Source organism: Clostridium aestuarii (assembly GCF_026735135.1).
In the GTDB taxonomy this organism is placed as follows: Bacteria; Bacillota; Clostridia; order Clostridiales; family Clostridiaceae; genus Clostridium_H; species Clostridium_H aestuarii.
The window spans coordinates 17,222-42,451 of sequence record NZ_JAPQER010000002.1; the positions used below are offsets into that span (position 1 = coordinate 17,222).

Here is a 25,230-nt window from a genome sequence, read left to right on the forward strand (position 1 = left end):
TGTGATGCAAAAATTGAGATTTGCTATAATTGGATGTGGAAGAATTTCTTACAAACATATTGAAGGATTAGTATATAATAGAGAAGAAGCTGTGCTTGCAGCTACTTGTGATGTAGATATAACTAAAGCTGAAGCTAAAAAAGAAGAATACATGGAAAAAATGCAAGAACAACTTGAAGTAAATGTATACAAGGATTATAAAGAAATGTTAGAAAAAGAGAAAATAGATGTAGTAACGATAGCAACGGAAAGTGGATATCATCCAGAAATAGCAATATATTGTATGAATAAAGGAAAACATGCAGTGGTTGAAAAACCAATGGCTCTTTCCATGAAAGATGCTAATGAAATGATAAAAGTAGCTAGAGAGAATGGGGTTAAATTATCAATATGCCACCAAAACAGATTTAATAAACCAATTCAACAGCTTAGAGAAGCTATTGAAGAAAATAGATTTGGAAAATTAATTAATGGAACGGCAAGAATACTATGGAATAGAAATATGGGATATTATGAACAAGCTCCTTGGAGAGGTACTTGGAAGCTTGATGGTGGAACTCTTATGAATCAATGCATACATAATATTGATCTTCTTCAATGGATGATGGGAGGAGAAATTGATACTGTATATGCACAATGTGATACTTTTATAAGAGATATTGAAGCTGAAGATTTTGGTGCTGTAATTATACGCTTCAAAAATGGTTCTATAGGCATAGTAGAAGGAACTGCGTGTGTATTCCCTAAAAACTTAGAAGAAACATTAAGTGTTTTTGGACAAAAAGGAACTGTATGCATAGGGGGTCTTGCTGTTAATAGAATAGAAAACTGGAGATTCGAAGACAATAAAGATAGTGAAGAAGATATATTAAAAGCTCAAGAGGGAGATCCTGATAGTGTGTATGGAAGTGGACATGTACCATTATTTAAAAATGTTATAGATGCAATAAAAAATGATACTGAACCGTTAATAAGTGGAAAAGAAGGTAAAAAAGCCATGTCAATAATTCTTGCTGCATACAAGTCAAGATTAACTGAGATGCCTGTAAAATTCCCATTAGAAGATTTCTCTACTTTAGATATGGAAAAAGAATTATCTAAATAGAAACTATAGCTTTTAAGTACGGATAAAATGGAGGAAAAAATATGAACTATATTTCTAAAAGTTCTAAAATAGGGAAGAATGTAAAAATAGGACATTTTGCTGTTATTGAGGATAGTGTAGCAATAGGAGATAACTGTATTATTGGACATAATGTAGTAATCCATGAAGGAAGCAAAATAGGAAATAATGTTAGAATAGATGATAATACTATAATAGGAAAAACTCCTATGAGAGCTGTAAATAGTATATTCAAAGACGATGAAGAATATACACCTTGCAAAATAGAAGATGAATGTTTAATTGGAGCAGGTACAATAATCTACTGTGGATGTACTATAGGAGAAAAAACTCTTATTGCAGACTTGGCTACCATAAGAGAAAATGTTAGCATTGGAGTTAAAACAATAATTGGAAGAGGAGCTACGGTTGAGAATTTTTGTAAAGTAGGATCTAATTGTAAAGTACAAACTAATGTTTATATAACAGCTTATTCAGAAATTGAAGATTATGTTTTTATAGCCCCTTGTGTTGTTACTTCAAATGATAATTATGCTGCTCGCTCTAAGGAGAGATTTAATAATTTTAAAGGAGTAACTATAAAAAAAGGTGGAAGAATTGGTGCTGGAGCAGTAGTGTTGCCAGGAAAAATTATAGATGAAGATGGATTTGTGGCAGCAGGCAGTGTTGTAACAAGAGATGTAAAAAAAGCTGAAATTGTTGTAGGAAATCCAGCCAAAAAATTTAGAGATGTACCACAAGAACAATTATTAAAAAATCAATAGCCCAAATATAGAAGGGAAGACATATTGTTATGTATAAGGATAAAAAAATTCTAGCTATAATTCCAGCTAGAGGAGGGTCAAAAGGAATACCTTATAAAAATATAATGGATATTTGTGGTAAACCGTTGATAGCATATACTATAGAAGCGGCAAAAAAATCTAAATATATTGATTATACAATGGTTTCAACAGATGATAGTAAAATAAAAGAGGTTTCTTTAAAACATAAAGCTAGTGTTCCATTTTTAAGACCTGAACAAATATCAAATGATTCTGCAAAATCAATAGATGTAGTTATACATGGAATAAATTTTTTAAGTGAAAAGGGAGAATGTTTTGATTATGTTATTCTACTTCAACCAACTTCTCCCCTTAGAAATTGTAATGATATTGATAATGCAATAGAAGTTCTTATGAATAGTAAAGAGGATTCTCTGATAAGTGTGTGTGAAGTAGACGAAAATCCTGCTATTATGAGAACAATTAAGGATAATAGATTAGAGCCTATAATAGAATTTACTGGTGATAATTTGAGAAGACAGGAATTACCTAAAGTATATATCTTTAATGGTGCACTGTACATAAATAAGGTAAGAATGTTATTAGAGGAAAAAAATTTCTTTAATGAAAAAACTTTGCCATATATAATGAAAAGAGAAAAATCTGTTGATATAGATAGTATGTTGGATGCAAAATTAGTAGAACTTATTTTAAAGGAGAATAGTGATGATTAAAATAGGGAGTAGAATTATTGGTAATAATTCACCATGTTTTATAATAGCTGAAGCTGGAGTTAATCATAATGGAGATATAAAACTTGCTAAAAAACTTGTGGATATGGCAGTATATGCAGGAGCAGATGCAGTTAAATTCCAAACTTTTAGAAGTGAAAAGCTAGTAACAGGTTATGCTAAAATGGCTAAGTATCAAAAGGATAACATAGGAATTGAAGATAGTCAGTTTAATATGTTGAAAAAGTTAGAATTATCATATAGTGAGTTTAAAGAACTTAAAAAATATTGTAAAGATAAAGAAATAATTTTCTTATCAACACCTTTTGAATTTGAAAGTGCAGATTTTTTAAGTTCTATTGGAATTGAAGCTTTTAAGATAAGTTCGGGTGATTTAACTAATATTCCATTATTAGAGCATATAGCTGATATGAATAAGCCAATAATTTTATCCTCTGGAATGGCTGTGTTGGGAGAAATTGAAGAAGCACTTATGTGTCTAAAAAATAAAGGAATAGATGATATTGCAGTGCTTCATTGTACATCAAATTATCCAGCAGCTCTTGAAACAGTAAATTTAAAAGCTATGAATACTATAAAAGAAGCTTTTGGGGTAGTTGGTGGGTACTCAGATCATACGGAGGGAATCACAATACCTATTGCTGCAGCAGCTTTGGGAGCAAATATAATTGAAAAGCACTTTACTCTAGATAAAAATATGGAAGGACCTGACCATAAAGCTTCTTTAGAGCCAGAAGAACTTAAACAGATGGTTGATGGAATCAGAAGTGTAGAAATTTCTTTAGGAAATGGAGTAAAGAGGTTTAGTAAAAGTGAAATCAGTACTATGCAGGTTGCTCGTAAGAGTATAGTAGCTTTTAGAAATATAAATAAGGGTGAAATAATAAAACTAGAAGATTTAGATTATAAAAGACCAGGAGATGGACTTAGTCCTAAATATTATAAGAGTTTAATAGGTAAAAAAGCTAATAAAAATATTAATAAAGATGAACAATTAACTTTTGGTGTTTTTGAAGATTAACAATTTATAGAGAGGTTTGGAATTTATGAAGAGAAAAATTGCAGTTGTAACTGGAACTAGAGCTGATTACGGTATATATTATTCAGTTCTTAAAGAAATAGAAAAAAATCCTAATTTAGAATTACAATTAATTGTTTGTGGTATGCATCTTTGTCCAGAATTTGGAATGACAGTTAATGAAATTGAAAAAGATGGTTTTTTTATAGCTGAAAGAATAGAAACTATTTTGGCTTCAGATACAGGAGCTTCTATGGCAAAGTCTATTGGGTTAACTATTATGAATATGACTCAAAGCTTAGAAAGACTAAAACCAGAAATTCTATTAGTATTAGGAGATAGAGGTGAAATGCTTGCTGCGTCTATTACAGCTACTCATATGAACATTCCTGTAGCACACATTCATGGTGGAGAAGTTACAGGAACAGTAGATGAGTCTATAAGACACGCTATTACTAAACTTTCTCATATACACTTCCCTACAACAGAAGATAGTAGAGAAAGAATTATAAAAATGGGTGAACAAGAAGAAAATGTATATGTAGTAGGAGCACCTGGTATTGATTATATTAAGAATACTGAATATATTTCAAGAGAAGAAATGTTAAAAAAATTTAATTTGGAAGATAGTAAAATTTTTATAATGACTCAACACCCAATAACTACAGAAAGAGATTTAGTAAAATGGCAGATAGAACAAACGCTACAAGCAGTAGTAGAGTGTGGTGTGCAAACAATTATTTCATACCCTAATAGTGACAATGGTGGAAGAGAAATAATAAAGGTAATAGAAGAATACAGAGAAAAATATGATTTTTTAAAGGTTTTTAAAAACCTTTCACAAGTTGAATATTTGAGTCTTTTAAATATTGCTGATGCAATGATAGGAAATTCTTCTTCAGGAATAATAGAAGCGTCTAGCTTTAAGTTGCCAGTTATAAATATCGGTACAAGACAAGAAGGAAGACTTAGGGCTTGTAATGTAATAGATGTTGGATATGAAAAAGAAGAAATACTAAAAGGAATTAATAAAGCACTATATGATGATAAGTATAGAGAAGAATTAAAGTCATGTGTTAATCCTTATGGAGATGGCAAAGCTGGGGAAAGAATAAGCAAACACTTGGATGAAATTGAAATCACTAGAGAATTAATTCAAAAAAGAATAACGTATTAAAATAAGGCTTTGTTATTTTAATTACAATAACAATGTGAGTATATATAAATAAATTAGTTCTATGAGAAGGAAGTGTATTAAGCTTATGAAAATTTTATTTTATGGAGATGGTCCATGGGCGCAACTATCTTTAATAAAAATATTAGATGCAGAAGATATAGAGGTAAAAGGGGTTATACTAAGATATAGTTCACAAGATCCAGTGCTAAGAGAAATTGGTGAGAGTGCAGATATTCCTGTTTATGTTGAAAAGAATGTTAATAGTGAGAAATTTGTGAAATTTGCAAAAGAATTAAATCTTGATTTAAGTATATCAATGTCTTTCGATCAAATAATAAAAAAAGAACTACGCGAAACTTCTAAAAATGGATTTATAAATTGTCATGCAGGTAAATTACCTAACTTTAGAGGAAGGAATATCCTTAATTGGGCTCTAATTAATGATGAAAAGGAAATTGGAATAACAGCTCATTATATTGATGATGGAATAGATACAGGAGATATAATTTCACAAGCAGTAATTCCTATTGAAGAAAAAGATACATATAATACCCTATTGAAAAAAACACATAAAAAATGTCCAGAAGTTTTATTAGATGCTGTATATAAAATCAAAGAAAATAGAGCCGATGTTATAAAACAAAGCCATATAAAAGGTTCATATTTCTCTTATAGAAGAAATGGTGATGAACTGATTGATTGGAACTGGACAAGTAGAAAAATACACAATTTCATTAGAGCTTTGGCAGAACCGTCTCCAGGAGCTCAGACTTATTTAAATGATGAAAAAATATATATTTGGGAAAGTGAAGAACAAGATTATTCTAAATATATTTCTACTCCAGGAGAAATAATAGGAAGAGTAGAAGATGGTATAATTGTGAAAACTGGAGATACAGCAATAAAAATCAAAAAGATTTCAAACAATATAGATGAGGAAAAATATATTCCTAGTATTCCAGTTGGACGAAGGCTAGGTATAGATTTATATAAAAAAATATTTGAATTGCAAAATAGAATAGTTGAATTAGAAGAAAAGTTAACAGATGCTGAAAATAAAAAATAATGAATCAGTAAAAATAATAAAGTGTAGGTGGTTTGGTGAGATTTTCAAATGATGCATACTGTATAAATTTCAGTTCCACAATAAAGAATGCTATGGAATGTATAGATAAAAATTTAACTGGAGCTGCTTTAGTAGTTGATGAAGAAAAGCATGTTCAAGGAATTATTACAGACGGTATTATAAGAAGAGCAATACTTAAAGGAAATAGAATTGAGGATAACATCAAGGAAATTTACAGCAAAAAATTTAAATTTGTAAGTAAACTTACAAGTAAGAAAAAAGTTAAGGAGTTAATGCTAAAATACAAAATAAGGCAGGTACCACTTTTGGATGAAGAAGGCAAGCTAATAGATTTATATTTTTTAGATGATATAATTTCGTATGAGGAAAAGAACAACTATGTATTTATACTTGCTGGAGGACTTGGAACTAGACTTAGACCTCTTACAGAAGATGTTCCAAAACCAATGCTTAGAGTAGGTAAAAAACCTATATTAGAAAGAATTATAGAGCAATTTAAAGAATATGGATTTAAAAATTTTATAATTTCTATTAATTATAAAGGAGAAATTATTGAAGAATATTTCAAGGATGGCAAGGAATTTAATGTTAATATTGAATATGTAAGGGAAACTAAGAAATTAGGAACAGCTGGTTCTATAAAATTAGTAGAAGAAAAGCTGAATAAGCCTTTTATTGTTATAAATGGTGATATATTAACTGGTGTAGATTTTGATTCTCTTTTAAATCATCATGTAGAAAATAAATTTGATATTACTGTTGGATCAAGAAATTATGAGATGAAAGTTCCATATGGTGTAATGGTTACCGATGGTTTACAGATAAAATCATTAGAAGAAAAACCAGTGTATAAATTTTATATTAATAGTGGAGTTTATGTATTAAGTGAAGATGTTGTTAAATACATACCTAAAAATAAAGAATATAATATGACTGATCTTATAGAAAATATTATTGAAAACAATGGTAAATCAGGGGTGTATCAAATTACGGAGTATTGGTCAGATATTGGTCAGATGGAAGATTTTAAAAGAGCAAATGAAGATGTTAAGAAATTTTTCTAATGTGAAGGGAGTATAAATTTATGAACTGGAAGGGTAAAAAGGTTTTAGTAACAGGATCGGAAGGATTTATAGGAAGTCATTTAACTGAGAGATTAGTGAAACTAGGTGCAGATGTTACAGCACTTGTACAATATAATTCTTTTAACAATTGGGGATGGATTGATACTTTTGATAAAAATGTTAAAGAAAGTTTAAATGTTATAACTGGTGATGTAAGAGAATATGATAATGTGAAAAGAATGGTAAAAGGACAGGAAGTTATAATGCATCTAGCTGCACTTATAGCTATACCATATTCGTATTTATCACCAATGGCATATGTAAGAACGAATGTAGAAGGAACTACTAATGTTTTAGAGGCGTGTAGAGAAGAAGAAAATATAGAAAAAATTATACATACTTCAACAAGTGAAACATATGGAACTGCATTGTATGTTCCTATAGATGAAAAACATCCTATGCAGGGTCAATCACCTTATTCAGCTTCAAAAATAGGAGCAGATAAGATGGCAGAGAGTTTTTACAAATCTTTTAATTTACCTATAGCTACATTAAGACCTTTTAACACATATGGTCCAAGACAATCAGCAAGAGCTGTAATACCAACAATAATTTCTCAAATTCTTGCTGGGAAAACTGAGATTAAATTAGGAAGTTTAACTCCAACAAGAGATTTTAACTATGTAAAAGATACGGCAGAAGCATTTATTAAAGTAGCTGAAAGTGATAAAACTATTGGTGAAGTAGTAAATGCAGGTTCAAACTATGAAATAAGCATAGGAGAATTAGTGAAAAATATAATTAAACTATCAGGTAAAGATGTTAAGATAATTTGCGATGAACAAAGAATGAGACCGGAAAAGAGTGAAGTTAATAGATTGTGGGCTGATAATACAAAAATCAAAGAATTGACGGATTGGACTCCAAAATATACACTTGAGGATGGACTTAAAGAAACAATAGAATGGATTAAAAATAACATGCAGTACTTTAAAACAGATATTTATAATGTGTAAAGAAAAGTGCTTTGCACTTTTCTTAAATTTTTTATTAGGGGAGTGAGTAAAATGATACCTTTATGTATACCTGAAACAAGAGGAAATGAATGGAAATATGTTAAAGAATGTATAGATACAAACTGGGTTTCTTCAGTAGGAAGCTATGTAGATTTATTTGAAGAAAAATTTGCTGAGTATGTTAAAGCAGAAAAAGCTGTTGTTACAATGAATGGTACGGCGGCACTTCAGCTTGCACTTATAACTTTAGGTATTGGAGAAAAAGATGAAGTTATAGTGCCATCTATGACATTTATATCTCCAGTAAATACTATAAAATATGTTGGAGCAGTACCAGTGTTTTGTGATGTTTGCAGAGACACTTTTGTTATGGATGCAGAAAAAATAGAAGAACTTATAACACCAAAAACTAAAGCTATAATTCCAGTACACATTTACGGACATCCTGTTGATATGGATAAAGTTATGAAAATTGCAGAAAAATATAATTTATATGTTATAGAAGATGCAACAGAAGCTTTAGGTTCTACATATAAAGGTAAAATGGCGGGTACTATAGGACATATAGGTACTTACAGCTTTAATGGGAACAAGTTAATTACAACTGGAGCAGGTGGAATGCTTGTAAGTGATAATTTGGAATATGGTAAAAGAGCAAAATATTTATCTAATCAGACTAAAACAATTTTAGATAATAAAGGTTGTTACCATGAAGAAGTTGGATATAATTTTAGAATGCCAAATCTTTTAGCAGCTTTTGGTGCTGCTCAGCTTGAAAATGTAGAAGAATATTTAAAAACTAAGAGAGAAAATGCAGCTTATTATAATCAATTACTAAAAGGCGTAAAGGGAATAACTATTTCTTCAGAAAAAGAATGTGTTAAAAATTGCTATTGGTTATATTCTGTATTAGTTGAAGATGATTACGGTATAAGCAGAGATGAACTAATTGCAAAATTCGAACAAGAAGAAATTCAAACAAGACCATTCTTTATGCCTGTACATGAAATGCCTCCATATAAAGAATGTAAGCATGGAGATATGAGTGTAACTAAGGAAATATGCAGCAGAGGGATTAATCTGCCAAGTTCAGTTTCTTTAACAAAAAAACAGATAGAAGCAGTATGTAATGTTATAAAGAAATACAGCAAGTAAAATATTGAGGAGTATATATGATCAAAGAAATAACATCAAAGTTATATAAAAATAAACTAGTAAAAAGCGGATTTTGGTATACTATAGGAACTTTGTTTTTACAGGGAATTTCGTTTTTAACTGCACCTATATTTATTAACATATTAACGACATCTGAATATGGAGTTGTTCAAAAATATAACGCTTGGTTTGCAATATTTACTATTGTCGTAAGTTTAGGGCTTGTATCAAGTGTAAGTAGATCAAAATTTGATTTCGAAGATAAATATGATGATTTTCTAAGTTCGGTGTTACTACTTGCTAGTATAGTTTTTGTAATATGTTTAACTATAGGTATGCTGTTTAGAAATCAAATTGCAGGGGTGTTGTTTAATAAAGGCATTGCTCAGATTACTACAGAAGATACGGTGTTAGTATTATTTTTAATAATTCAAGGTTTTTTTACTTTTATAATTAATTTTTGTAATACTAAATTTACTGTATTATACAAGTATAGAGAATATCTTTTTGTAGCAATAACTAGTGCCTTAATGAATGTAATAGTGTCAATTATATTTATTAAAAATTTAAGTTGTAGTAGATATATGAGTAGAATTGGTGCTGTGGTTTTGGTGAATGTATTATATGGTATGTTTTTATATGTTTTCACCATAAGAAAAGGTAAAATATCTATAAATAAAGAATATTGGAAATATGCATTAGGAATATCTATACCATTAATTCCTCATGTCTTATCAGCTGTAATACTTTCATCATTTGATAGAATAATGTTAGGAAATATGATAGATGATAAAGCAGCAGGTATATATAGCTTTGCATATACTGTTGCAGGTATATTATATGTAATTTGGACAGCTTTGAATAAGGCATGGGTTCCTTACTTTTTTGAAAATATGAAAAAAGAAAATTTTAATGACATCAAGAAAAAATACAAGAATTATATTATGATATTTTCTTTAATAACATTTATGATGATTTTTGTATCACCAGAAATAGGGAAAATTATAGCTTTTAGGTCTCCAAATTATTGGAGAGGTCTTAATCTTATTCCAATTATATTATTTTCAAATTACTTTGTATTTTTATATAGTTTACCATCTAACTTGGAATTTTATATGAAAAAAACTTACTTAATTTCAATAGGAACTATAAGTGCAGGTATACTTAATATAATTTTAAACTATATATTTATTCCCAAACTAGGATATATAGCAAGTGCATGGACTACGCTTATATCATACATAGTGCTTTTTATATATCATTATATTATGGCTAATAGAATGCACAGTAAAAAAATTTTTGAAGCCAAATATTTTGGGTTGAGTATAGTGTTCATGTTGTTTGTGTGCGGAGTGTTTTATTTTATAAAGGATAATTGGTTAATAAGATATATTTTTGTTTTGCTAATTTTTAGCATATTAGCATATAAATCTAAAAATTTTATAAAAACGTATTTAAGACAATATTAATAAACTAGGAGAAGATAATTATGGCGAAACTCGTTTATACTAATTCTAAAAAAACGGTGGTATTTAAAGATAAAGAAATTAGTATAGATACCTATATTGATGATATAGACATAGACAGAGAAGTCTTTTCATACCTTGAATTTCTTGAAAGCCAAGAAATTCAAGGTATGAAGTTAGAAGATTTTTATTTATACGATAATATAACTATGTATTATTTTGAAAGGCATCCTATTTATGAAAAATTAAAAAGGGTTTTTTTATGCTTTTTAATATTAGAAAATGTAATAAAGAATATTGATGAAAACATAGATGTAGAAACAGATAATGAGATTTTATTTTATATTAGTGAAAAAATATTTAATTTAGATACTAAAAAAATAGTTGATGAAAATTCTGTATATAAGAAGAGAAGTTCAAAGATTAAATTAGCATTTAAGCTGTCTTTAAGAATATTTAAAGGTATAAAGGGTTACTTGAAATTTAAAATTAATTTTAAAGGTAGAGAAAATTTCCTTTCAATTTCTAATACTATGAATATAAATAAAGTAAAACTTAACGGTAAGGATTCTGTAATTGATACTCAATTAGGTATAGTTATTGATAAATTAGAGAATAAATATAATATGTTTAATATACAATGTTTATTTAATTTTGATTTAATCGATAAATCTTTAAAATATGAATACGATTATATACCTTTTGAATTTTTTGTTTTAAATAAAAAATTAAATAAAAGTAAGTATATGGATAAAAAATTAATAAAGAATAGTTTAGATAAATTATCTTTACTTAATTTTAACTATAACGAATATGATTTAAAAGATGTTGTGTTTAAATATGTTTTTCAAGACATAAAAACTAGATATATAAATGATATAATAGAGATGTCTGCTGCAAGAAATTTAATAAGAAAACATAAAATTAAAAAGTGTATAGTAGTAGATGAAGGGGATAGACCAAGAGAATTTATAGTGGCTGCGAATATAGAAAATGTCAAAACATATGCTGTTCAGCATGGAATTATAAATTCAATGTCTCCAGCATATATAATAAATTCTAAGTATAAAGATATAATTATACCTAAATATACATTTGTATGGGGAAAAAAATATAAAAGAATTCTAGTTAATAATACAAATATTTATGATGATAAAAATGTTATAGTAGTTGGACAGAGTAGGACAGATTTATTGAAGCAATATAATACTCAAAAACAAAATAAAGATAGAAAAATAAAGATTTTATACGCTACCCAATACTTTAGAGATTTATTAGAGAGTGCAACGGAAATTTTATTTGAAGCACTGAGTTTGATGGATGAGGATTATGAAATTGTAATAAAGCTCCATCCAGCAGATTCGTATTATGAAATATATGAATCATTTATAAAAAAATATAATATTAGAAATGTTAGGATAGTAAAAGATGGGGATTTATATGAACTTATAAGTTGGTGTGATGTTGTTGTTAGTGTCCATTCAACTGTTGTTGTTGAGGGTGCCATGTTAAATAAACCCTCAGTATGTATATTACTGCCTAAATATAATGATGCTGGTAATTTTGTTAGAGATGGTGTGTCCATAGGAGTTAAAGATAAATATAGTTTAAAAGAAAGTTTGGAAAATATTAAAGAATATAAATTTGATGAAAAATTTAAAAAATATATAGAAGATAATTTTTATAAAGTCGATGGTAAGGTTACAAATAGAATAGTGAAGCTTATTAATAATACAAAGGATGAGTAATTACTATATCGGAGGTAATGTATGGAATTTATAAATGAATGTAAAGAATATGTAAGTTATTTAAAAAAGTATTTATTTTTAATATTGGGATTGTATATTTTGTCTGAAATATATATTTTTGTTAAGATAGGTAAGAGTAATATTTTTATGTTTTTAAGCAGTATATTTATTATTTTATTTATATTATGTAGTTTGTTTTTATGTTTTAAAGATTTTAGGACAACCATAAAAATATATATATTGTCAATTCCTATTATACCTATAATTCTTTACATATTTTTCAGATTGAATATGTCATGGATTGGTAATGGAGTATATTGGATTTATCTTGCGGTATTTGTGATTAATGGAGTTAAAGCATTAAGAAAAAACGAATTGGATTTTTCAAAAATATCAATAAAAAGAGGAAAATATAGAATATATGGGATTGTTTCTTTGATTCTTATAGGATTAGCGATTATATCCTCAGGACTGAGTATAAATAAATTAGAATCCTTTAGTTTAATAGGTGTGTCCTTGATATCTATGGTTATTGTAAGTGCGTTTATTTTGAGCTATAAAAATATGGATATGAATTTTATTAAAACAATTATAGCTTATTTATGTATAGGAGTTGCAATTTCATCTATTCCAGATATTGTTGTAGCAACATATAGTTTGATTTTTTCAGGAAAAAATCAACATTTATATGGAGTGCTAGGAAGTAACTTTATGTTAGGATATACAATAATGGTATTACCTTTTATATTGTTATATGCTGTTAATAAAAAGGTATGTACAAAATATAATAGCTTATTTAAGCTTTTACTATTAATAGAAATCATTAATTTATCTACTCAAATGTCAAGAGGAATAGTAATTGCTGTATTTATATGTTTTATTTTTGTGATGATGTTGGATAAAAAGAATTTTATTAAATATGTATTAGTGGGGGCCGTTGTTTTTAGCTGTCTTGGTTATAATGTTACTCATAGATGGGAGTTTAATGAAATAAGGCATGAAATAAAAATAGATGGAATCGAAGGTATAGTAGGAGAAGGAAAAGGAATTTTTAAAAAATTAATGGAGCAAACTAAAAGTAGAAGACCTATATGGACTATTGCTTTAGGTATGGTAAATGATAAACCATATTTTGGAGTTGGACCAGGACAGTTTAAAAATTATTACTTACAATATGGTGGAAAGCCTTCAAGAATGTATATAGATGCGCATAATATAATTTTAAATGTGGCTACAGAAGTGGGATTAATATTTACACTTGTGTTATTTGCTTTGAGTGTTAGTATTTTTATTAAAAGTTTTGTGTTTGGATGGAAAAATAAAAAGTATAGACATATACTTTTCCCAGGTGCAATTGGAATGGTAGCTTTGTTTTTATATGGTAATATAACTGGGCAAGCATTTATTACATCAAGATATCCAATAAGTATTGTACCAACTTTTGTATTTACTATAGTCAATACTATTTTAATAAAAACTACTAAGGAATTTGTGGGGGAATAATATGAAAAACATATTGATGATTGCATATTACTATCCGCCTAAAGGCGGAGCAGGGGTACAGCGAACAACTAAATTTGCTAATTATCTTAATAAATTAGGTTACAATGTAAATGTCTTGACAGTAAAGGAAGAAGCTAAAGGTATTGTTGACAAATCATTAAATAAGGATATTAGTGAAGGAATAGATGTTTATAGAAGTGATATAAAAGAAATTAATTTGATGAGTAATATGTTAAATGTTTTAAATAAAAAAAATTCAAATAATAATATTTCTGCAAAAGATAATAATATAACTACTGTTGATAAGAATAGCTTAAATACTAAAATGAAGAAGACTATAAAAAATATTTGTAAAAGTATGTTTTTTAATGTTTATAATATGATGTGTATACCAGATGATAAAAAAGGGTGGATTGATTTTGCAGTAGATGAAGGAAGAAAGATAATTAAGTGTAAAAAAATAGATTTTATTTTCACAACTTCAGGTCCGTATTCTTCGCATATAATTGGCTATAAATTGGCAAAAGAATTTCCAGTTAAATGGATAGCTGATTTTAGAGATCCATGGGTAAATAATCCCTTTGTAAATAATAATTTTGTTGTTGAAAGTATATATAAAAAATTAGAGAAAAAAGTTGTTCAAAAGGCTGATAAAGTTATTAGTGTAAGTCAACCTATTGTAAATGAGTTTTTAATAAGATATAAAAATGAAGATAGAGATAAATTTCATGTAATAACTAATGGATATGATGAAAAAGACTTTAAAGATTTAAATTTAGATTTAGCGTATAATAATGAAAAATTTTCTATACTGTATAATGGAACTCTATATGGAAAGCGTTCACCAAAAAAGATTTTAGAATCTATTGATAATTTAATAGAAACTAAAAAGATTGATAAAAATAAAATACAAATAAAATTTTTAGGTCAAATAGGTAATGAACATAAAGGAATAGTAAATTATTATAAAGATAAGTACCCTGATATCATAAAGAATCAAAGTTATGTTCCACATGAGGAAAGCCTGAAGGAACTGAGTAGAGCTAATTCAGTATTACTTATCATAGATGAAGGGAAAGGCAGTGAAGGCATATATACAGGTAAAATATTTGAATATATACGAACAGGTAAACCTATATTAGGGATTGTTCCTGATGGGGTAGCAAAAGAGCTTATATATGATACTAATACAGGTTATACTGCATATCCTTCTAAACAAGATGAAATACAAAAAATGATACATAGTGCGTATAGAGATTTTATTAATAAAAGCAATTTTATAAAACCTGATTTTGATAAAATTAAACAATATAGTAGAGAAAATCTTACTAAAAAACTTGTTGATATTATAGAACAAATAAAGTAAGGAAGTGAAAACAATGAAAATAATTACTATCATTGGAGCAAGACCACAGTTTATAAAGGCTGCAGCTGTTTCAAAAAAAATTAGAGAAAAAAATCAAGAAATAATTATACATACAGGACAGCATTATGATGAGAATATGTCTAAGGTGTTTTTTGAGGAACTTAATATACCATATCCTGATTATAACTTAAATGTAGGTTCAGGGGATCATGGAGCTCAGACAGGAAGAATGCTTGAAAAAATAGAAGAAATTCTTTTAAAAGAAAACCCAGATTGTGTTTTAGTATATGGAGATACTAATTCAACTATTGCAGGATCATTAGCTGCTAGTAAATTGCTTATACCAGTTTCGCATGTTGAAGCAGGACTTAGAAGCTTTAATATGAATATGCCTGAAGAGCAAAATAGAATATTAACTGACCATATATCAAGATATTTGTTTGCACCCACAGCAACAGCTGTCGAAAATTTAAATAATGAAGGATTAAAAAATAATGTTTTTAATGTTGGAGATGTAATGTTTGATGCAATTCTACACTTTGAAAATATTGCTAAAAATAAAAGCAGTATTTTAAAGGAGTTAAATTTAAAAAATAAGGAATATATATTAGCTACAATACATAGAGCAGAAAACACTAATGATATAAACAGAATGAAGAGTATAGTAGAGGCTTTAAATGAAAGTGGAGAAAAAATAGTATTGCCACTTCATCCAAGAACTAAAAAATATATTAAAGAATATAATCTAAAATTTAGTAGCAATATTAAGATTATTGATCCTATAGGATATTTAGATATGATAATGCTGGAAGCAAATAGTAAAAAAATAGTTTCAGATAGCGGTGGAGTTCAGAAAGAAGCATTTTTTATGGATGTGCCATGTATAACTTTAAGAGATGAAACTGAGTGGATAGAAACAGTTAAGAATGGATGGAATATACTTGTAGGTGCAGATAAACAAAAAATAAAAAATGCTATTTTGAGTTTTGCTCCTACTAATAAAAAATTAGATTATTTTGGAAATGGAAAAGCAGCAGATAAAATTATAGACATACTTGAGAAAAATATTTAGAGAAATACAATCGGAGGTATAAATAGTGGTGAAATTATGTGTTTTAGCAGATGCAGATAGTATCCATACAAGAAAATGGATTGATTATTTTTCAGAGTTAAATTATGAAATCCATTTGATTTCAATGAGAAAGACTCACTATAGATATTCAGATAATGTAAAAATATATATTTTAAAGCCTCCATTTAATAATAAATTAAGTTATTTTTTATTAATAAATAAGGTTAAGAACATAATAAATAAGGTAAAACCTGATATTTTACATGGTCATTATGCTACTAGCTATGGAATGCTTGGAAAGATGTCAGGCTTTCATCCATTTATAGTCTCAGCATGGGGAAGTGATATCTATGAGTTTCCTAACCGAAATAAGTTAAATGAAAAAATGTTAAAAAGTATTTTAAATAGTGCAGATGCAGTTTGTTCTACAAGTAATAATATGTCTTTAGAAATGAAAAAATACTATGATGGAGACATTATTATAACGCCGTTTGGAGTTGATTTATCTAAATTCAAACAAACAGATTCTATACTTAATAAAGATTATATAACAATAGGAGTAGCTAAAAATTTAAAACCAATATATGGTATAAATTATTTAATTGAAGCTTTTTCTGAGGTGAAAAATGAATTAAAGCATCTTAAATTTAGGCTTTTAATTATTGGAGATGGCAGTGAAAGAACAAAGCTTGAAAAACTTTGTGAAGAAAAAGGGGTTAGTTCAATAGTAGAGTTTACAGGAAATATTGATAACGACAAGATACCTGAATATATTAACTTAATGGATATTGTCTGCATTCCTTCTTTGAGTGAAAGTTTTGGAGTTGCAGCTGTTGAAGCCTGTGCATGTGGAAGACCAGTTATAGCTTCTAATGTGGGTGGACTTAAAGAAATAGTAATTAATGGGTATAATGGATATTTAGTTAAAGCTGCAGATGTAAATGATATAAAAGAAAAAATTAAGTTAATTCTATCGGATAGAGATAAATTAATAGAGTTTTCAAATAATGCTAGATTATTTGTAGAAGATAACTATAATTGGAGTAACAATAGAGAAATAATGAAAAAACTTTATGACAAATTCACAAATAATAAATTGTGTGTAAATGAGAATTAAGGAGTGGTAAAGTGAGGAAGGATAATAAAAATACAGTATCTGTAGTTATTCCTTGCAGAAACGAAGAAAAATATATTGGTGAATGTTTAGAAGCGTTTATGAAACAGACATATCCTAAAGAATTGTTTGAAGTTTTAGTATGCGATGGATTTTCAGATGATAAAACTAGAGATATAGTGAAGAAATATGGAAAAAAATATAACAACATTAAACTTATTGATAATAAAGGGCTTTCAGCACCAAAAGGTATGAATGCTGGGATTAAATACAGTAAAGCTGATATTATTATTATATTTGGCGCACATGCTTATCCTGATAAGGATTTTATAAAAAATAATGTTGAGGTACTTCAAAATAATGAAATAGGATGTGCCGGAGGACCTATTAAAACTATAAGTGAAAATGATGTAGGTAGAGCTATTGCGCTAGCTATGAGTTCACCTTTTGGAGTAGGAAATGCATTATTTAGATATGCTAAAAAAGAAATGTATGTTGATACCGTAGCTTTTGGTGCATATAAAAGAAGTGTTTTTGGTTCTATTGGATATTTTGATGAAGAATTAGTAAGAAATCAAGATGATGAACTTAATTATAGAGTTTGTAAAGAAGGATATAAAATATTATTATCTCCTAAAATAAAATCTACATACTATAGTAGAGGTTCCTTAAAAAAATTGTGGAAACAATATTATCAATATGGTTTTTGGAAGGTTAGAGTAATGCAAAAACATGGAAAAACAGCGTCTATAAGACACTTAGTTCCTATGAGTTTTGTTATTACAAATACTTTAGGGATAATTTTAGGAATATTTTTCAAACCTATATTGATTTTATGGTTGATAGAGATTATTATGTATTTAGCATTAGATACTATGGCTTCGATTAAATTAGTTAAAAATAAATTTAAACTTATAAGATATATACCATTTATTTTTCCTATATTACATATTAGCTATGGATTAGGATTTATAAACGGATTGATGGCATTTTATGTTTTCAAATCAAGTAAATTAGTAGAGAAAAATACTAAAATGTCTAGATAAATTAGGAGGAATAAAAAATGTCAAAAACAGAGCCAAGAAAAGAATTTTTACCTTATGCGTTACCTTTAATTGAAGAAGATGAAATAAATGAGATGGTAGACACATTAAAATCAGGGTGGATTTCTAAAGGACCTAAAACAATTGAATTTGAAAAGCAGTTTGCTGAATATGTAGGAGTAAAACATGCTATAGGAACTAATTCAGCAACAGCAGCTCTTCATTTAGCTTTAATAGCTGCAGGAGTTGGAGAAGGTGATGAAGTAATAACAACACCTATGACATTTGCATCAAGTGCTAATACTATAATTCATGTAGGAGCAACTCCAGTATTTGTAGATATTGATCCAGATACGTATTGTATAGATGCTAATAAAATAGAAGAAAAAATTACAGATAAAACAAAAGCTATAGTACCTGTACATTATAGTGGACATGCATGTGATATGGATAAAATAATGGAAATAGCTCAAAAACATAATCTTTTTGTTTCAGAAGATGCAGCACATGCTGTTTATACTCAATATAAAGGTAAGATGATAGGTGGAGGCATAGGAGATACAGCTTCTTTTAGCTTTTATGCTACTAAAAACCTTGCTACTGGAGAAGGTGGTATGCTTACAACTAATAGTGATGAAATTGCAGAGAAAGTAAGAGTAATGAGTCTTCATGGAATGAGCAAAGCAGCATGGAATAGGTATGGAAAAGGTGGTTCTTGGAGATATGATATAGAGTTTCCAGGATTTAAATATAATATGACAGATATGCAAGCAGCACTAGGAATTCATCAATTAAAGAAATTAGATAGAATGCAAGAGAGTAGAAGTGAAATAGCTTCTATGTATAATGAAGCATTTGGTGATATGCCTGAGATAATTATACCTAAAATAGCTGAATATACAAGACCTTCATGGCATCTATATGTAATTCAAGTTAATGATGAATTATTAAGTATAGATAGGGATAAATTTATAGAAGAGCTTGGAGAAGAAAATATAGGAACAAGTGTACACTTTATTCCTGTTCACTTACACCCATATTATAAGAGAACTTTTGGATATAAAGAAGGAGATTTACCAGTTTGCGAAAAAATGTTTAATAGAATCATTTCTATACCATTATATCCTAAAATGACAAAACAAGATGTTGAAGATGTAATTTATGCTGTTAAACGAATAGTTGAAAAATATAGAAAATAGTACTTAAAATTTAATTTGTAAAACTAGCACGCAAGTAAGCGTGCTAATTTTATGATGAATAAAAAATATAATTATGGCTACTTAATGAGTTAGAAGGAGATTATATGAATAAAAAACAAACATTTTTAAAATATATAATGGTTATATATATAATTTTGATGGCACTTCTTCCAAGTGATTTTAGAATTAAAGGTATACCGTTGAGAGGAGATATTATTTTTGGTTTATTGGTTGTTATATATTTAATGATGCTTTTTGTAGTAAGAGAAAGTAGAAAAAATTTTATATATGGTATAATAGATTTCTTTAAAGATTATTTAAGTATGTTTATGGTTTTATTATTTATTATTATGTGTATATCTATAAGTTACGCGGTAGATAAAAAAATAGCATTGAGTGAAAGTATAAGGTTTCTATCATATATTGTGTTTTATTTTATAATTAAATATGAAATGAGTAATGAAAAAATACTTGAAAGTATACTAAAATCTTATATATATGTTTGTTCGATAGTAAGTGTTTTAGGTATTTTGCAGTTTTTCACTAAAATAGGTCTTAGTGAAAAGTTCATATATTCAACTGGGGCTTTTAAAGTAAGAATAACATCAACTTTAGAAAATCCTAATAGTTTAGGTGCTTTTTTAATTTTAGCAGTATTCCCAATGATAATGCTGACTCTATATGAAACTAATAGAAAGAAAAAAGTTAGGTATATGTGTATATCTATTTTATTATTTACAAACATAATACTTACAGGTTCAAGAAATGCGTGGTTAGGATTTTTAGTAGGAAGCATAGTGATGATAGTAATATATAACTGGAAATTTATTGTACCATTTATTTTAGCATCAATAACATCATTATTTATTCCTATGGTAAGAAATAGAATAAAAGATTTTGGAAAAATATCTCAGGATGGTAGAGTTAATTTGTGGAAAATTGCTTTTGAAATGATAAAAGATCACCCTATTATAGGAGTAGGCAATGGTAACTATTATAGTTTACATGGAGAATATGTTAAAAAATATCCTCAATTTGACTACAATCATCATGAATATTTTCCAGTACATAATTCGTATTTAAAAATACAAAGTGAACTTGGTATTTTTGCAAGTATGTGTTTTGGAGGATTAATAATATCAATATTGATAAAAACAAAGCAGTTTATTAATAATTGTAATAATATATTTTTTAAAGCTTTTTATAAAGGATTTTACATATCCATATTTTCTTTTTTAGTAATGAATATGGCAGATAATTTATTTTTTGTACCAAAAATAACTGTGTATTTTTGGATTTTAGTGGCTATATCACAAGCGATGATTTATAATAATAAAAGAGAAAGCATAATATAATCAATTAGGTTATAGGAGGAATTATGAAAGCAAAAGATATAAAAATAGATAGAAAAAGAGATATACAATCAAAGCAGATACAATTTATTATTAAAAGAATAATGGATATAATTTTGTCATTAATAGGAATACTGATTTTAATACCACTTTATTTAGGTATTATTATATGGATTAAATTAGATTCTAAAGGACCTGCAATATTTAAGCAAGTAAGAATAGGAAAAGATAATGTTCCTTTTGTTATATACAAATTCAGAACTATGATTATAGATGCTGAAAGTAGAAAAGAACTTGCAGTTGATAGTGAAAATATTGAAAACTTTGTTTTTCAAAGTAAGAATGACAATAGAATTACTAAAGTAGGTGCTTTCCTTAGAACAACTAGTCTTGATGAAATACCGCAATTGTTTAATGTATTGATTGGTAATATGAGTCTTGTAGGTCCAAGACCAGAAATACCAGATGTAGTTAAATTTTATCCAGATCAATATAAGCAAAGATTGATTGTTTTGCCTGGAATAACTGGGCTTGCACAAGTTAGTGGAAGAGGAGAGATTGAGCTTGGAAAAACTATTTATTATGATCTAAGATATATTAAAAACTTTTCTATATGGCTTGATATAAAGATTTTGTTTAATACAGTTTTAAATGTGTTTAAACGAGAGGGTGCATTTTAGGTGTGCTTTAAGGGAGATGAATTATATAGATGTTTACACGAATTTTAGGTTATAAAATATTTAGTGGAACTAAAAAAGAATTACTTGGATATATAAATGATTTTGATAAGGTAAACATTATTTCAGGTAATCCCGAAATTTTATATAGTGGAATTAAAGACGAATTTTTAAATAGTGTTTTTACTGAAAAAAATTCTATTATAATACCTGATGGAGTGGGCACTGTATTAGCTTCAAAACTTGTTAAAAACCCTGTTAAAGAAAAAATTGCAGGAATAGAGGTAATGGAAGAAATATTAAGTAAATGTGAAAAAGAAAACAAGAGAGTATATTTATTAGGAGCTAAAGAAGAAGTATTGAAAGAATGTATAATAAATTTAATAACAAAGTATCCCAAATTAGTAATTATAGGAGCTCATAATGGGTATTTTGATTTAAATAATTGTGAAGATATAATTAATGATATAAGAGAAAAAAATCCGTATGCATTATTTATAGCCATGGGATGTCCAAGACAGGAAATATTTATAGCAAATAACATTAAGCATCTTCCATGTAAAGTTTTTATGGGAGTTGGAGGAAGTTTTGATGTTTTTGCAGGAACGGTAAATAGAGCACCTAGGTGGATGATAAATTTGGGATTAGAATGGCTTTATAGAGTAATTAAAGAGCCTTGGAGAATAAATAGATTGGGTGCTATACCTAAATTTCTATGGAAAGTACTTTTTTATAAATAACAATAATAATGAAAAAAGATGAGCAATAGGCTCTTCTTTTTTAGCTTTAGTTTCTAGTGAAAAATTTATATATTACATCCAATAGTTAAAATGGGAAGGATGATAAACGATGAAAGTTTTACATATTATAACTGGAAATGATAACGGAGGAGGAGGAATGCATGTTTTAAATATATGTAAATATTCCAACAACTTCAACAATATTCTTGGATGCATTGGTGAAGGATATTTATATAAAAAAGCTAAAAAAGAAAGGGTTAACACTATATTATTTGGAAATAAAATTAATAATAAACAAGTTGTAGAGTACATTAATGAAAATAAAATAGATATTGTTAATTTTCATGGAGCAAAGGCTTTCCTTATACATAGAGTTTTAAGAAACAAAATAAAAGCTTTTACTTTAGCTACTGTACATAGTGATTATAGATATGATTTTATGAATAATAAAATTAAACATTTATTATTTACACCTTTAAGCAAATATGGGCTTAAATCCTTTAATAATTATATGTGTGTATCAAATTATATTAAAAATATTTTAGAAGAAAATAATTTTTTAGGAGATAAATGTGTTGTAAATAATGGAATTAATTTAAATAACATTGAGATAACAAAAACTAAGGAAGAAATAAGAAAAAAATATAATATACCTGAAAATACTTTTATCTTTGTAATAGTGGCAAGGATGCATCCAGTAAAAAATCATAGTGGATTAATTAATGCATTTTGTAAATTTAGAGATACGGTTGGTGATGCAAAGCTAGTGGTTGTAGGAGAAGGTGAACTCAAAGAAAAACTTAAAAATCAAGTTATTCAATTAAAAATAGAAGAAGATGTAATTTTTACTGAATTTGTAGAAAATCCTATTGATATTATCAATGCTAGTGATATTAGCATGTTAACTTCTTTTAATGAAGGAGGCTCTCCACCAATAGTTATTCTTGAAAGTGGTGCTGTGAAGACTACGGTTATTTCTTCTAAAGTTGGCGACATTGAAAAAAACTTTAATGATAAAATGATATTTATAATTGATAATAATTCTGAAGAAGAAATTTATAAAAAAATGAAGGAAGCTTATTTAAAAAAAGATGTTATTGGGATAATGGGACAGGAGCTTTGTAAAGAGGTAACAAGTAATTATAATATAGAGAAATTCTGTAATACATATTATTCATTTTATAAAAAAATAATTGAAATTAATAAATCTAAAAGTGGAGTGTAATATATGCAGGATAAGAAGATTATAAAAAGTTCCTTTGTGATAATAGTACTAATTATTTTGGGGAAAATCATGGCATTTGTAAGAGATGCTCTCATTGCTTCAAAATTTGGAACTACATACATTACTGATATATATATGTTTTCTTTAGGTGTTGTAATGCTTCTTACAACTGTAGGATATGGATTAACTACAACACTTATACCAATACATACAGAGAATATAGAGAACAAAAGTCAACAAGAAAGAAATGTTTTTGTAAGCAATATTCTAAATATATCAGCTATATACACTATAATATTTGTAACTATTTCAATAATTTTAGCACCATATGTAATTTATGTATTTGCTCCAGGTTTTAGAGAAAATGCTGAAGTGTTTAATAATTCAGTATACATATTAAGAGTGATGTTTACATCGTTATTTTTTGTGTGTATACAAAGCATAATTACAGGTGTTCTTCAAGCACATAAAGAATTTAGTGCTCCAGCAGCGATGGCATTTGTATCAAATATCATATATGTTATATATTTGATTTCACTAAGCAATAAATTTGGTATCAATGGATTTGCAGTGGCTACGGTTACAGGATTTGCAGCTCAATTCTTAATAAATATACCTAAATTTAAAGAGTTAGGTTATAAATATATTTTTGTTATAAATTTTAAAGATGAAAACATAATACGACTTGTTAAATTAATGCTTCCTGTTATAATAAGTACGTCTATAATTCAAATTAATTTGTTTATAAGTAGATACTTTGCAACTACTATTTATGAAGGAGCTGTGGCAGCTTTAGATTTTTCAAATAAGATAAATATGCTTGTATATGAAGTGTTTGCAGTAGCTATATCTATGGTAGTATATCCAACACTTTCTAGTTATGCTGCTAAAAAAAGCAATAAAGAATATAAAAAAGCTCTTATTAGAGCTGTGAATGTAATACTTTTAATAATGGTTCCTGCTAGTATAGGAATTTTGATATTAAGAGAACCTATTATAAGTATTATTTTTCAAAGAGGAAAATTTGATGAAAAAGCTGTAAAAATAACAGCAAATGCATTAATGTTTTATACTCCTGCTATGGTAGCTTATGGAGTTAGAGATATATTATATAAAGCTTTTTATTCTTTACAGGATACAAAAAGCCCTATGATTAATAGTTTTTTAGGTATTATTATAAATATAATTTTAAGTTTAATATTTGTAAATAGTATGCAGGTATCAGGATTAACTTTAGCTTCTGCTACTTCAGCTGTAATTACTACATTAATATTAATTATTATATTAAATAAAAAACTTAACGGAATAAATATAAAATATTTTTTCAAAGTGTTTTTGAAAGTGATTGTTTCAGCGTTAACAATGGGATTTATTATAATTAATGTAAGAAACATATGTTTTTCTAAAATAGGTTTTAATTTTAAAGGAGACATAATATCTATTATTATATGTTTTACAATAGGAGTTTGTGTTTATTTTATGTGTATCTATGCTTTAAAAGTTGATGAATATATTTATATGGTGGAATTAATTAAGAAAAGATTGGTTAAGAATAAAAGCTAATATACG

The 25,230-nt window shown here is 27.5% G+C and carries 22 protein-coding genes; all 22 read left to right on the top strand.

What is annotated here, in order from left to right:
* Positions 1–4: 4 nt before the first annotated feature.
* A complete protein-coding gene (locus OW763_RS04235) occupies positions 5–1,105 on the top strand; it encodes a Gfo/Idh/MocA family protein (protein WP_268039837.1) in 1,101 nt (366 codons plus the stop codon).
* Positions 1,106–1,146: 41 nt separating this feature from the next.
* On the top strand, positions 1,147–1,887 hold the full coding sequence (locus OW763_RS04240) for an N-acetyltransferase (RefSeq protein ID WP_268039838.1): 741 nt from the start codon (positions 1,147–1,149) through the stop codon (positions 1,885–1,887).
* Between the two features lie 29 nt (positions 1,888–1,916).
* Entirely contained in the window at positions 1,917–2,621 is a 705-nt protein-coding gene (locus OW763_RS04245) for an acylneuraminate cytidylyltransferase family protein (RefSeq protein WP_268039839.1), read from the top strand.
* Entirely contained in the window at positions 2,614–3,660 is a 1,047-nt protein-coding gene (gene neuB / locus OW763_RS04250; protein ID WP_268039840.1) for an N-acetylneuraminate synthase, read from the top strand. Before OW763_RS04245 ends, neuB begins: the two co-directional genes overlap by 8 nt.
* Before the next feature lie 25 nt (positions 3,661–3,685).
* The gene (gene neuC / locus OW763_RS04255) at positions 3,686–4,834 is read left to right on the top strand and encodes a UDP-N-acetylglucosamine 2-epimerase (RefSeq protein ID WP_268039841.1); all 1,149 of its coding nucleotides are present in this window, start codon (positions 3,686–3,688) and stop codon (positions 4,832–4,834) included.
* An 85-nt stretch (positions 4,835–4,919) separates the two neighbouring features.
* Entirely contained in the window at positions 4,920–5,900 is a 981-nt protein-coding gene (locus OW763_RS04260; RefSeq protein ID WP_268039842.1) for a methionyl-tRNA formyltransferase, read from the top strand.
* Positions 5,901–5,935: 35 nt separating this feature from the next.
* Positions 5,936–6,985: a nucleotidyltransferase family protein gene (locus OW763_RS04265; protein WP_268039844.1), complete on the top strand. Its 1,050-nt coding sequence runs from the start codon at positions 5,936–5,938 to the stop codon at positions 6,983–6,985.
* A gap of 20 nt (positions 6,986–7,005) precedes the next feature.
* Positions 7,006–8,001 carry an NAD-dependent 4,6-dehydratase LegB gene (locus OW763_RS04270; protein ID WP_268039845.1) on the top strand — a complete coding sequence of 332 codons (996 nt, stop codon included), beginning with the start codon at positions 7,006–7,008 and terminating at the stop codon, positions 7,999–8,001.
* A gap of 51 nt (positions 8,002–8,052) precedes the next feature.
* A complete protein-coding gene (locus tag OW763_RS04275; protein ID WP_268039846.1) occupies positions 8,053–9,156 on the top strand; it encodes a LegC family aminotransferase in 1,104 nt (367 codons plus the stop codon).
* A gap of 17 nt (positions 9,157–9,173) precedes the next feature.
* Positions 9,174–10,625: an oligosaccharide flippase family protein gene (locus tag OW763_RS04280; RefSeq protein ID WP_268039847.1), complete on the top strand. Its 1,452-nt coding sequence runs from the start codon at positions 9,174–9,176 to the stop codon at positions 10,623–10,625.
* A gap of 20 nt (positions 10,626–10,645) precedes the next feature.
* On the top strand, positions 10,646–12,370 hold the full coding sequence (locus OW763_RS04285; RefSeq protein WP_268039848.1) for a capsular polysaccharide export protein, LipB/KpsS family: 1,725 nt from the start codon (positions 10,646–10,648) through the stop codon (positions 12,368–12,370).
* A 21-nt stretch (positions 12,371–12,391) separates the two neighbouring features.
* Entirely contained in the window at positions 12,392–13,873 is a 1,482-nt protein-coding gene (locus OW763_RS04290) for an O-antigen ligase family protein (RefSeq protein WP_268039849.1), read from the top strand.
* A gap of 1 nt (position 13,874) precedes the next feature.
* Positions 13,875–15,239 (top strand): glycosyltransferase family protein, encoded by a 1,365-nt coding sequence (locus tag OW763_RS04295; RefSeq protein ID WP_268039850.1) that lies wholly within the window; start codon positions 13,875–13,877, stop codon positions 15,237–15,239.
* Between the two features lie 13 nt (positions 15,240–15,252).
* Complete coding sequence (gene wecB / locus OW763_RS04300; RefSeq protein WP_268039851.1) at positions 15,253–16,311, top strand: non-hydrolyzing UDP-N-acetylglucosamine 2-epimerase; 1,059 nt, start codon at positions 15,253–15,255, stop codon at positions 16,309–16,311.
* A gap of 25 nt (positions 16,312–16,336) precedes the next feature.
* The gene (locus OW763_RS04305; RefSeq protein ID WP_268039852.1) at positions 16,337–17,428 is read left to right on the top strand and encodes a glycosyltransferase; all 1,092 of its coding nucleotides are present in this window, start codon (positions 16,337–16,339) and stop codon (positions 17,426–17,428) included.
* 11 nt (positions 17,429–17,439) lie between these two features.
* Positions 17,440–18,471 carry a glycosyltransferase family 2 protein gene (locus OW763_RS04310; protein WP_268039853.1) on the top strand — a complete coding sequence of 344 codons (1,032 nt, stop codon included), beginning with the start codon at positions 17,440–17,442 and terminating at the stop codon, positions 18,469–18,471.
* A gap of 17 nt (positions 18,472–18,488) precedes the next feature.
* Positions 18,489–19,667, top strand: coding sequence for a DegT/DnrJ/EryC1/StrS family aminotransferase (locus tag OW763_RS04315; RefSeq protein WP_268039854.1), 1,179 nt, complete (start codon positions 18,489–18,491; stop codon positions 19,665–19,667).
* 104 nt (positions 19,668–19,771) lie between these two features.
* Entirely contained in the window at positions 19,772–21,022 is a 1,251-nt protein-coding gene (locus tag OW763_RS04320; RefSeq protein ID WP_268039855.1) for an O-antigen ligase family protein, read from the top strand.
* 23 nt (positions 21,023–21,045) lie between these two features.
* Positions 21,046–21,699: a sugar transferase gene (locus OW763_RS04325; protein WP_268039856.1), complete on the top strand. Its 654-nt coding sequence runs from the start codon at positions 21,046–21,048 to the stop codon at positions 21,697–21,699.
* Between the two features lie 29 nt (positions 21,700–21,728).
* Positions 21,729–22,436, top strand: a complete 708-nt coding sequence (locus OW763_RS04330; protein ID WP_268039857.1) for a WecB/TagA/CpsF family glycosyltransferase — start codon at positions 21,729–21,731, stop codon at positions 22,434–22,436.
* Positions 22,437–22,545: 109 nt separating this feature from the next.
* Complete coding sequence (locus OW763_RS04335; protein ID WP_268039858.1) at positions 22,546–23,661, top strand: glycosyltransferase; 1,116 nt, start codon at positions 22,546–22,548, stop codon at positions 23,659–23,661.
* Between the two features lie 3 nt (positions 23,662–23,664).
* Positions 23,665–25,224: a murein biosynthesis integral membrane protein MurJ gene (gene murJ, locus OW763_RS04340; protein ID WP_268039860.1), complete on the top strand. Its 1,560-nt coding sequence runs from the start codon at positions 23,665–23,667 to the stop codon at positions 25,222–25,224.
* Positions 25,225–25,230: the final 6 nt, after the last annotated feature.